Raw genomic sequence first — 12,158 nt, 5'->3', positions numbered from 1 at the left:
TTCTCTCTAATAAATCTTTTTCGGCTGAATCTCCACCACACAAGGAGAAAACGGCTTGTTATCTATGAGTTAGCTATTATTACACACAATTTTATGCAGACAACTCTTTACAATACTGATTCACCACTTGATTCATCTCTTCGAACTGATCTTCCATGCTTGTAAGCAATTTATACTGTGCATGAGTTCGAACCAAATTGTGCTCAGGTGATTTCACTTTGTAATAATTGTCTCCATCTATATAATCCATAAGGAATCTTAGCACCTGCTCGTAAGTGATATACTTGGCAGAGAAAGCAAGATATTCCAACTCTTTTTCAGTTAAGAATGAAATTGTTTCTCCCAAATAACCTTTTGTATAAGCTGTGAAAATTTCCATATCCATGCTTACGTTATCAAGGTTTTCGTCATCTTCCAAACCTGTGTTTGTATATGATCTCATTGCATCACCATAATCATTCAATACTGTACTATTCAAAACAGTATCCAAATCGATAACACATAAATCATTTCCATCCTGATCGAAAAGAATGTTGTTGATTTTAGTATCGTTGTGAGTTACACGGGTAGGAATGGTTCCGTTTTCAACCAACTCCCAAAACTTCAACATCTCCTCACGACGAGACTCAATCCATTCAATTTCTTTCTGTAAATCTTTTTTTCTACCAACAGGATCATTCGCCAATACTTCATCCCATTGCTTAAAACGGAATCTGATATTGTGAAATCCTGGAAGAATATCAACCAAAGGCTCTTTCATATCGGCCAACATTGCCTGGAATTTTCCAATTCCTTTTCCTCCTGCGAATGCCAATTCAGGACTGTCAGCAGCTTCATAAGTAATGTTGTCCTTAATGAACATGCATATCGTCCAATAATCATTGTTTTCATCAGCAAAGTAAGGAAGTCCTTCTTCAGTAACATTAATCGTCATTGCTTCTCGACTAGTATCACCTCCTGCAGCTTTAATTTTTGCTTTCAGATGAGCTGTTACTTTTTGAATGTTCCCCATCATTCCGGGAACATCCTTAAAAATGTTGGTATTCTTTCTTTGTAATATATAATTTGGTGATTCTTCTCCATCTGTAGTGATCAGAAAAGTATCATTAATAAATCCTTCACCTAATGGCTTAATATCCTCGATCTTTCCTTCCAACACGAATTTCGAAGCAACATCAAACAATTTCTCCTTCATAATTTATCTTTAAATGGTGTATCCTGATGCAACACCTATTTTCATTTTATTTCGTTCTTACTTTATGTCCTTTTATCCCATAGTATAAAATGTATAGGAAACATGGTACACAAATCCAATATGCATTTTGTCCTCCTACAGAATCTTTCACGAATCCATAAAGAGTAGGAATAATAGCACCACCAACAATTGCAATTACCATTAAAGATGATCCTGCTTTGGTAAACTTACCCAAGTCGGTCATAGCTAATGGCCAAAGTGCAGGCCACATCAAAGAACATCCCAAAGCCATAAATACAATGAAGAAAATAGACCATTCCGCAGGAACCAATACAACCATTAGAGAACCAAATAAAGCCGCTATCGCACAAATTTTAAGTGCAGCAGCCTGACTAATATATTTAGGGATAAAGATGATACCACAGATATATCCTATCACCATTCCTACCGGAGCAATCCATGCATAATATTCAGGGTTTGCCAAGCCTAAACTCTCTGCATAATCTACCAAGGTTCCAAGAGATACTGTTTCAACTCCTACATACAAGAACAATGCAAATACTCCTAAAAGCAAGTGTGGAAATTGCCATACCGATGTTTTATTTGCAGCATACGGACATTCTTCTGCAGAATCCTCATCTTCTCCAGCAGCTTTCACCTCAGGAAGTTTAGCCACCATGGCCAACATACCTAGTAAAATGAAAATCGCAATAATGATATAAAAAGGAACATTGATATCGGTAAGTGCAACATCATTTACTTCTTTACCAATTACCAATGCCAGGAATAAAGGAGCAATAGGCCAAGCTAATTTATTGGCAACTCCCATATAACTCATTCTTTTTGCAGCACTTTCAATTGGGCCTAAAATGGTGATGTACGGATTTACAGATGCCTGCAAGAAAGTATTTCCCATTCCACTAATAAATGAAGCCAACAAAAACAAAGGAAGACTTTCTATTTGAGCCGATGGGATAAACAAATAGAACCCAAGAGCAAACATCAAAAACGACAATGCCATTGTTTTCTTATATCCGATCTTCCCAATTACCAAAGATGCTGGGTAGCCAAAAATTAAGAATGCAGAAAAAGTTGCTGCAATAACCAAATATGATTCTGCAGAGGATATTCCTAATGTTTTATTCAATAATGGAACGATATAACTATTAATTCCTAAAGCAAAACCAATTGCAAAAAACATCACCCCTACAACGATCAATGGGATCATGAATTTCTTGGTTCCTGAGTCTGTTGCTTGTATACTCACCATAACAATAAATTTATTTTCAATTAATGATTTCTTATAATTTAACGCTAACGGTTTCTTTCCAACTAGTCATATCTCACATCCCAGAAACCATGTACTTACAATACTATTCCCAAAGTTTTGAAGGGTAAACACCTTTCTCAATCAACAAATTAATAGCTTTCTGTGCCTTTTCCTTATCTTCTTTATAAGTTACTCCAAACCACTGAGCATCCGACTTTAACACCTTTATCTGAGTCTCTCCTGATTCAATAATTTCAGCCACAACCGAAGGAATAAAGAATTCAGACTTCAACTGATCACCTTTCTCTTGAAGGAAAGTTTTAAACTGACTATCCAAATGATCAAAAAGTTTAGGAGTAAATCCCCAGAAGTTCATCGATACCGTTGCATCCTCAGGAAGTGGATACCATTTCTCATCTTCCAGGTAGGCGATATTTTCTGGTAGTTTTTCGATATGTGTTCTTTCTACTACAGTTTCCAAATGATCATTTTCATTGGTAGCACAAACTCCTCTTGACACAGATCCATTTTCAGAAATTGTGTTCGCCAACTGGTAACCAACCATGCAATTTTCCTGATCACTAATTGAATTGCGCAAATAATCAGCAATGGTTTGAAAAGCTTCTACTCCATAATAATCGTCTGCATTAATAACAGCAAAAGGCTCATTAATACAATCCTTTGCCATTAAAATAGCATGCCCGGTTCCCCATGGTTTTTCTCTTTCAGGATTATATGTTGTACCTTCTGGTACCTTAAATAATTCCTGATTCACGTAATCCACATCAATCTTACCAGCTAATTTTGCATTAAATAATTCCTTAAATTCTTGTTCAAAACGCTCTCGAATTACGAATACAATTTTTCCAAATCCTGCCTTAATTGCATCGTAAATGGAATAATCAATAATGGTCTCATTTGATGGTCCAATTGGATCCATCTGCTTCAATCCGCCATATCGACTTCCCATTCCTGCTGCTAATACTAATAATGTTGGTTTCATGAGTTTCTTCTTTTGTATCAATTACCACATAAAACTTTTATGAAATTTTAATTAACAAGCTGTCTTTGCTGCTATCATTAAAACTTACAAGTTCGTTTCATCTGTATTTTTTATATATATTTTTTTTAGGCGTTGATATAAAGAAATTGATTCCCGCAGAACACTACTACTACAATTGAATATTAAACCAAAGTTTAACCATGCGGGAATCAATAATTTCTCTATTAATCTAAACTTAAAACACTTCTCATCACATTTGCCATTGTTCCCATTAATGCTGAATCATCCAGCAAATCGGAACAAACCAATTCTGTTTCAGAACTAATTCTACTCATGGCATATTTATTCATCGACATGGTAACCGGATCAATTACAAACTTGCCAGCATGTGCAATTTTACCTCCAATTATTACCATTTCTGGATTCAACAAGTGAATCAATGTAACCAGTCCTTTCCCCAAATACTCACACATTTGGTTCAACTGATCTATTGCAAACTGATCACCTTGCAATATGGCTTCCACCACTGCTCTTAGATCAATTTTTTTATTTTCTTTTTTGTACTTAGCCAAAAGAGTTGGCTGTCCCTTATCAACTGCTTCTCTGATATTTTTTACCAGTATTTTCCCTGATGTTAAAGTCTCCAGACATCCAATTTTACCACAATCACAAAGCTTTCCCTCCGGATCAATCAAAATGTGGCCAAATTCCCCTGCAAAACCATTTTTACCAGAATGAAGATTCCCATTCAAAATCATTCCAAGACCAATACCATTACTTAAGTTTAAGCATAGTACATTTTCTTTGTCAATTGCTTTACCGAATGCTTTCTCTCCCAAAGCCATAGTTCTTGCATCATTGTCTAGCAATACATTCATACTTAACCTATCGCTTAAAAAATGTGCCAAACCTTCTTCAGCAACCGACAAATGAGTATGGCTTAACCCTTGCTTGGCATCAACCAAACCTGGAAGTGAAATTCCCACAGCAAGATATTTTTCCCTTGGCATTCCCAGTTGGGAAATCATTGTCTCTATCTTTTCTATCAAAGAATTTAAATACTCTTCACTATTCTCAAGATCAAAATACTTTGTCTCCTCTCTAAAAATTTGTTTGTTCGATAAATCAAACACAGCCAAGTTCAGAGTATGCAAATTGATATCTACACCAATTACATATTGATATTCGGAGTTTAGACAAAATAAATTTGGACGACGCCCCCCTATTGATTCTCCTACACCTTTATCCAACAACATTCCATAGCTAATTAAATCATCTACCAATGATGCTACCAATGGTTGACTTATTTTCACAGCTTTAACAATTTCGGCAATTGATGCAGCACCATTATAATAAAGGTGTCGAACAATTTTACGATACTGTTCTTGCTTTCTTTTTACAGAATTAGCTACCCCGTGTAGGTTCTTTTCATATAGAAATTGTGGTCTCAAACGTTTTTCTTCTATTATTAGTTTGTAATCTGCGGGTAAAATTACAATTTATTTTTTCAAACAAACAATTCTTTTATAATTTTTTTTAAAAGTATTGTATATTGAATTTAAAGCAGAAAAATTTAAGAAATTGAATGATTAGGGATATAAAAAAGAAAAAGGGCCTTAAAAAGGACCCTTAATCAAAGAAAACCAATTAATTATGCTATTAAAACCAAAATCCCGGGACACCACTCCCAATTTTTGGGAAACCATTAATAATGATTTCGCATAAGTAATTACAAGCTGCGGGCCAAAAACCCCTTCACTCTGTATATGTGACACTTAAGGGAAAATTAATTAAATTCTTCATTTCAAAAGTGTCCGATAGCATCACATCTAATGTTCGCAAACGAACAAAAAAAAGAGGACCAATTGTCCTCTTTGAATACTTTAATAATACGATTGATCTCCTGAGCTACTCTTTCCATGTATCCAAATCTCCCCATTTCGCAAATAAAGTTTCTTGTCTGCTTTTCTATTGCCAGCTCTTAAATTTCCCGACGATGCCACCAAATCAAAACTCAATTGGTCAGGATCATTTCTTAACTTCAAATCAATATTACCTGAAGTAGTATAAAAGAATGCTTCTCCAACCAATAATAAATTATTCCCTTCAATATCGCCAGAGCTAGCAGTTAAATGCAGGTACACTTTTGAGTTATCAATCTCCATACTACCTGAGCTCGATACATTCTTTAATCTTCCAACAAGATTATCAATTTCTATATCTCCTGAAGTAGTTCTTGAAGAAATATCTCCTTCAATGTATTTAAATTCCAGGTCTCCTGAGGATGCCTGCGTTGAGATATTCCCAACTACCTCTTTAATTTCCTGATCACCCGAAGTAGACTCCATGTCCAAATTACCAATGTGATTTTTTACGGAAATTTCACCAGAAGAAGTCTCCAATTCTAAATCGCCTTTCATATTTTGCATGCCAATATCTCCAGAACTAGCATGCATGGAAGTGTATTTAGCAACCAGGCCTTCACAATAAACATCGCCCGATGAATTTTTTACCAGAACTTCAGTATCAGATGGAACCTTAAATTGCAATTTAGATTCAATTCTTCCACTAAAAGAAAATGGTGAATCAATCCAAACCATCAGTTTATCTCCAGACACGTCATATTTTATCTCAAACTTCTTATTTCTTAATGATGATCCTTTAATTTCACCATCAAATTTCACATCAAGCCTATCACTACCTATAATTTCAACATCGCAAAAAGAACCTTTTACCTCAAGCTTATCAATACCATCAAACACCTTGTGTTCTTCTGCATATATGGTTTGTGAAAATAAATTCACAGAAGAAAGCAGGCAAAAACCAAATACCACCAATTGTATAAATCTCATTTTTGTTTTCATTTCTTATATTTTTTTAGGATGAATGCGTAAATTCAAACACTATATTATGACGCTTATTAAGCAAGCTTAGTTACAGTCAACAGCTATGACTTGTAAAATCAATTTCGCTATTTAGAATCTCTATAAATTAATTACTATATTTGCCCTCTCAAAATGTAATATATGAATTCAAATACAGATCAGAAGAACAAACTTCACACTACTAGTATTCTTGAAAACAATGAAATATCGCCAGGCGTTTATGTGTTGAAATTCAGGAAAATTAAAGATTTTAAAGCAGGACAATATGTTGGTTTGACAACCGATTTAAGTGTAACTCCAAGATTATACACCATTGCAAGTGGCATTCAGGATGATGAAGTAAACATCCTGTATAACCTAAAAGATGATGGATGGCTTACGCCAAGACTTAGTGAAATTAAACCTGGAACAGAACTATTTGTTACTGATCCCGACGGTGATTTTATCGATGACTCTTCTCCCGCCTGGTGGATTGCATCGGGCACAGGAATTGCTCCTTTTTCATCCATGTTCCGATCAGGATTAAAAGAAAATAAAACACTTATTCATGGTGGTAGATTTACTCATTCATTCTATTTCGAAAATGAGTTCTTACCAGAATTGGGTGAAAATTATATTCGCTGTTGCTCACAAGAATCTGGGGATGGTTTGTATAGTGGAAGATTAACCCGATATTTGCAGGATATTCCAGAGCTCCCAAAAAATTGCAGATTCTTTTTATGTGGTAGCCCTGAAATGGTAGTTGAAGTACGCGATTTGCTTATCAACAGAGGGGTTGAATACAATAAAATTGTGGCTGAGATCTACTTTTAATTTGATTAATACTGAAGAATGGGGAAAGAGATTCTATTAGGAAAAAGTTTGAATGAATTAACTCAAGTAGTTAAAGATTTGGGACTGCCAAAGTTTACTGCCAAACAAATTGCCGATTGGTTGTACAAAAAAGATGTAACGGAAATCGATCAGATGACCAACTTGTCTTTAAAGGCAAGAACTGCCTTAAAGGAAAAGTATGACTTTGGTACAACTGCATCAACCAAAGTACAAGAGTCGGTTGATGGCACAAAAAAATACCTTTACCCAACCAACCACAAGAATAAATTTATTGAAACTGCCTATATTCCAGACAACGATAGAAATACCTTGTGTGTATCATCACAGGTTGGGTGTAAAATGGGATGTTTGTTTTGTATGACAGGAAAACAAGGATTTCAAGGACAATTGTCGAGTGGTGAAATCGTAAATCAAATTCGAAGTCTTCCGGAACGAGACAAGCTTACCAATATTGTATACATGGGTATGGGCGAACCTCTAGATAATGTTCCAGAAGTTCTAAAGTCTCTTGAAATTTTGACATCGGATTACGGAATGGCCATGAGCCCAAGAAGAATTACCGTATCCACTATTGGAATCATTCCGGGAATGGTTGAGTTTTTAGATAATAGCGAATGTCACCTTGCAGTTAGTTTACACACTCCGTTCGACGATGAGAGAAAGAAATTAATGCCAGTACAAAATGTTTACCCAATTAAGGATGTACTAAAAATCATTAAGGATTTCGATTTTGGCAGACAAAGAAGAGTTTCTTTTGAGTACATCATGTTCAAGGGAATTAATGATACTTCGAGACATGTAAAGGAACTTTGTAGAATTTTGGATGGCATCAAATGTAGAATCAACTTGATTCGTTTCCATCCTATTCCAAACACTCCTTTAGATGGATCTGATGACCAAACCATTGAATTCTTCAAAGATCAATTAAATAAAAAGGGAATTACGACTACAATTCGTAGATCAAGAGGATTAGACATTTTCGCAGCTTGCGGATTGTTATCAACCAAAGAGTTGGTAAAACAACAAGAGAAAGATTTTTAAGACCTCAGAATATATAAACAAAAAATCCTGCCAATTGGCAGGATTTTTTTTATATCATTTATTGTGTTTTTTATCTTTCACTAGATGTTCTTACCAACAAGTCTGCATGAACCACAACTTCTTTCACATCCTTAGCTCCTGGCTTATCTTCCATTTGATCAAATAAAAGTTTTGCAGCTTCTCGTCCAACTTGTTTAGGGTTTTGATCCATAGTTGACATAGACGGCTCCATATAACGTGAACGACGGCTATTTGAAAATCCTACTACAGCAACTTCTTCCGGAATCTTAAGACCCAATTCTTTTGCCGCAGTCATTGCTCCAATTGCCAATTCATCGTTAATTGCAAAGAAAGCATCTGGTCGGTTTGAACGCTTTAAAAGTTCCAATGAAGCATTCTTGGCATCTTCAACTGTAAAATCACATCTTGAAATTAAAGTCTCATCAATTGCCATATCCTTATCTTCCAATGCCTTTTTGTAACCTCTCATTCGGTTTCTACCAAAAAGCATGTACTCAGGACCGGTTAAAAATGCTATTCTCTTAGCTCCTCCTTCAATTAAGTGAGTTACTGCCGAATGAGCTGCAGCAGCATCATCCGCCACAACTTTTGATACCTCAAGTTCTTTTGATGTTCTATCGAAAAGTACCATCGGCACACCCATATCCTGAATTTTATGAATATGATCGTATGTATTCGTTGCACGCGATAAAGAAAGGATAATTCCATCCATTCTCATATTAAGAAATCCGTTTACGTTCTTCTCTTCTTTTTCCATTTTCTCATTCGAAGAACTCACGAAAACCTGGTATCCAAATTCGTCAGCAACCTGCTCAATCCCCTTTACAACCGATGCATAAAAAGAACTTACAATCTGTGGCACAACAACCCCAATGGTATTCGACTTCTGAGTTTTTAAAGCAACAGCCAATGGATTTGGTTGGTACTTCAACTCTTTAGCCAATTTCTGAACAGCCTCTCTAGTTTGTAAACTGATTTCAGGATTGTTTTTTAAAGCTCGCGATACAGTTGAAACAGAAATGTTTAATTTTTCTGCAATATCCTTAATGGTTACAGGTTTATTTGCCATAGTACAAATTTTAATCTTATTTCAATAAATCAGATAAGGTGTCATTAATATAATGACTTTTATCAGTTTATCCAACAACACACAAAGATAGTATAAATTAATTAGGAGATGTCTTTGCTTGCGCACTTTTTCACCCAATTTACCTAGGTGTTTTCACTCATCACTTAATATATAATGATGGATTAACACTGATTTAACCTTCAAATTCATTTTCTCCAGAACTCCTATTAATCTATGTTCTCAGAGATTGATTTCAATTCATACATCTCGCAATAGCACAACTCATGATGAAAGCAATCATCATAATTAAACCTGCGAACTATTACGAACCAGTATGAAAATGGATTAACGCATTTAATTTTAATAATCTCAAAATGCAATTTAACCCACGATGCTAAATCTTACTTGATTTGATCACCATCAATTTCTCTCTTGTCATTTCGTGCATTGAATAAGGTATTCCACCTACACCAATTCCAGAAGCATCTCTTCCTCCAAATGGCATCCAATCCACACGAAATGCGGTATGATCATTAACGGTTACGGTTGCAGCATTGAATTGATTTACCGCATTCAAAGCTTTATTGATATCTGAAGTAAACACCGCCGACTGAAATGCCAGTGGCAATGAATTTGATAAATCAATTGCCTCTTGCATGTCTTTATAGCTGTAAACACAAACTACAGGTCCGAACACCTCTAATTGCGACACCTTAGAAGTTTGACAAGCATTCAACAGCACTGTTGGTTCATAACAAGTTTCGGATATTTTATTCCCCCCACATAACAATTTCGCTCCATCGGCTATGGCTTCTTGTACCCATTGGTCAACACGATCTACCTCGTAGGTTTCAATTAGTGGCCCTACTTCTGTTTGTGGATCCAAAGGATCTCCCACTTTCAAATTTTTGGCAATCTTAACCAATTGATTGCAGAACTGATCCACAACTTTTTCCTGAACAAAAACGCGCTGTACCGATACACAAACCTGGCCAGCATGGTAAAATCCGCCTTTGGCCAAAGCAGGAATGGTTTCCTCCATATTGGCATCCGATTCTACAATTACAGGTGCCGATCCTCCATGCTCCAAGGCACAACGAGTTCCTGCAGCCAATTTCGAACGCAAGCTCCAACCTACCTCAGCAGAACCAATAAAAGACAGATAATTTACTCGCTCATCCTTCACCAAATTCTCTGCATTGGTTCTATCGCAAACTACTACCTCGGCCCAATCGGCAGGCAAACCAGCTTCCTTCATCATTTTCACCAATTCGATTGCCGACATTGGCGTACTGGTAGCAGGCTTAATTAAAACAGGACAACCTACTGCAAAAGCAGGAATTACCTGATGAACTGCTAAATTCAAAGGATGATTAAAAGCACTAATACTCAAAACCACTCCAATGGGTTCGCGCATGGTAAATCCCCAACGGTTTATGGATGCCGCAGTAGTTCCCATTGGAATTTGCTCGCCTTTCATTTGGCCTATGTGCTCAATAGCCAACTGCACTCCATTTATGGCACGAAGTACTTCAACCTTACTATCCTGATGTGGCTTACCTCCCTCGGCAGCGGCAATTTTGGTCAATTCCTCTACTCGCATTTGCATAATGGCTTTGGTTTTCTCCAAAATCGCGATACGCTCATAAGGTTTTAACCATCTCGATTTATCCTGAAAAAGGGCATATGCATTTGCTATTTTCTCTTCCACTTGTTGACTGTTGAGCAAAGGAATCTCTTTGATCAATCTGCCATCAAATGGTGAATTTACTTTTATTGTGTTCATAGTGTGTGTTTAAATTTTTGCCTACACAAAATACAAGTTTTTGTCCTGATTAAAGCTCACCATATCAATTTTTAAATGCTTTAATGTCATAAAATCGCTGAAAGAAAGCTTCAAAGCACTACTTTTGTTGTTCTCAAAATTCACACACAGAAATTTCATGAAAAATCTAAATAAGAACCTTAAACACTTACGCATAAGAAAAAGACTATCGCAAAGCAGACTTTCTGCACGAATAGGAATTGGAGCCTCATCAATTAGCTCTTATGAACAAAGAAAAAGTACACCCAAAATATCTACACTTTTAAAATATTCCGATTACTTCAACCGCAACCTTGATGAGTTGGTGAAATCGGATATAGAGCAAGCAGAGAAGGAAAAGAAGCAAGACACGAAAGGTGAAAACTTGAGAATTCTTCCCATTTTGGTGGATGAGAAGAACGACGAAATGATTTCCCTGGTTCCGGTTAAAGCTGCAGCCGGATATTTGAATGGACACTCGGATGCGGAATTTATCAGCGAGCTGCCAAATTTTAGAATGCCATTTACCGAACTATCGGAAAACAAAACCTACCGTGCATTCCAAATTGAGGGAGAAAGTATGCTGCCAGTACCTGCAGGATCGTACATCATTTGCGAGTATTTGCAAGATTGGGAGTTGATTAAGGACAACACCAGCCACATCGTGATAACTACCGACGATGGCATTGTGTACAAACGCGTGGTAAAGGATTTCGACAACAATCAATTGTTATTGAACTCCGATAACAAAGAATACCTATCCTTCGAAGTAAGCCTGAATCAAGTGGTAGAGGTATGGAAGGCATTGGGATTTGTTTCTTTTCAGTTGCCCTAAAAAGATAGCAATCTGCATTCAGCTAACAGCTATTGTCCGACACAGCACACAGGATTTTCATTAGACAACAAACGACAAGAGTTGCAGTCTATTTAGAGTTCTTGGTTTATAAACTTATGATATTTATTTGCTGATGGCTGACAGCTGAATGCTGATGGATTATTTCATTTCAAAACAGCCTCCTGAAAATCTGCATGTTAC

Annotated in this window: 10 protein-coding genes; 3 read left to right on the top strand and 7 right to left on the bottom strand. The window is 36.3% G+C overall.

Going from position 1 to position 12,158, the window contains the following annotated elements; translation table 11 throughout:
* Positions 1–91 precede the first annotated feature (91 nt).
* The 5 genes from M0051_RS05510 to M0051_RS05490 all read right to left on the bottom strand — a co-directional run bounded on the left by M0051_RS05510 (position 92) and on the right by M0051_RS05490 (position 6,332).
* On the bottom strand, positions 92–1,195 hold the full coding sequence (locus M0051_RS05510) for a phosphotransferase enzyme family protein (protein WP_306740555.1): 1,104 nt from the start codon (positions 1,193–1,195) through the stop codon (positions 92–94).
* Between the two features lie 46 nt (positions 1,196–1,241).
* A complete protein-coding gene (gene gluP / locus M0051_RS05505; RefSeq protein ID WP_306740554.1) occupies positions 1,242–2,465 on the bottom strand; it encodes a glucose/galactose MFS transporter in 1,224 nt (407 codons plus the stop codon).
* 103 nt (positions 2,466–2,568) lie between these two features.
* Positions 2,569–3,468, bottom strand: a complete 900-nt coding sequence (locus tag M0051_RS05500; protein ID WP_306740553.1) for a sugar phosphate nucleotidyltransferase — start codon at positions 3,466–3,468, stop codon at positions 2,569–2,571.
* Between the two features lie 224 nt (positions 3,469–3,692).
* Positions 3,693–4,919, bottom strand: a complete 1,227-nt coding sequence (locus M0051_RS05495) for an ROK family protein (protein WP_306740552.1) — start codon at positions 4,917–4,919, stop codon at positions 3,693–3,695.
* A gap of 432 nt (positions 4,920–5,351) precedes the next feature.
* Positions 5,352–6,332 (bottom strand): DUF4097 family beta strand repeat-containing protein, encoded by a 981-nt coding sequence (locus M0051_RS05490; protein ID WP_306740551.1) that lies wholly within the window; start codon positions 6,330–6,332, stop codon positions 5,352–5,354.
* 162 nt (positions 6,333–6,494) lie between these two features.
* On the opposite strand from M0051_RS05490, the gene M0051_RS05485 reads away from it, so the two are divergent.
* Both M0051_RS05485 and rlmN read left to right on the top strand, forming a co-directional pair.
* Entirely contained in the window at positions 6,495–7,166 is a 672-nt protein-coding gene (locus M0051_RS05485) for a ferredoxin--NADP reductase (protein ID WP_306740550.1), read from the top strand.
* An 18-nt stretch (positions 7,167–7,184) separates the two neighbouring features.
* A complete protein-coding gene (gene rlmN, locus M0051_RS05480; RefSeq protein WP_306740549.1) occupies positions 7,185–8,228 on the top strand; it encodes a 23S rRNA (adenine(2503)-C(2))-methyltransferase RlmN in 1,044 nt (347 codons plus the stop codon).
* 70 nt (positions 8,229–8,298) lie between these two features.
* On the opposite strand, the gene M0051_RS05475 is transcribed toward rlmN, so the two are convergent.
* Both M0051_RS05475 and M0051_RS05470 read right to left on the bottom strand, forming a co-directional pair.
* Positions 8,299–9,318: a LacI family DNA-binding transcriptional regulator gene (locus M0051_RS05475; protein ID WP_306740548.1), complete on the bottom strand. Its 1,020-nt coding sequence runs from the start codon at positions 9,316–9,318 to the stop codon at positions 8,299–8,301.
* Positions 9,319–9,712: 394 nt separating this feature from the next.
* On the bottom strand, positions 9,713–11,104 hold the full coding sequence (locus M0051_RS05470; RefSeq protein WP_306740547.1) for an aldehyde dehydrogenase family protein: 1,392 nt from the start codon (positions 11,102–11,104) through the stop codon (positions 9,713–9,715).
* Between the two features lie 157 nt (positions 11,105–11,261).
* Here M0051_RS05470 and M0051_RS05465 point away from each other — a divergent pair, with 157 nt between their 5' ends.
* Positions 11,262–11,957 (top strand): LexA family transcriptional regulator, encoded by a 696-nt coding sequence (locus M0051_RS05465; RefSeq protein WP_306740546.1) that lies wholly within the window; start codon positions 11,262–11,264, stop codon positions 11,955–11,957.
* The last annotated feature ends 201 nt before the right edge of the window (positions 11,958–12,158 follow it).

Origin of the sequence: Marinifilum sp. D714 (assembly GCF_030851345.1) — a bacterium.
Lineage (GTDB): Bacteria > Bacteroidota > Bacteroidia > Bacteroidales > Marinifilaceae > Marinifilum.
This window is presented reverse-complemented; position numbering and strand designations above follow the sequence as displayed.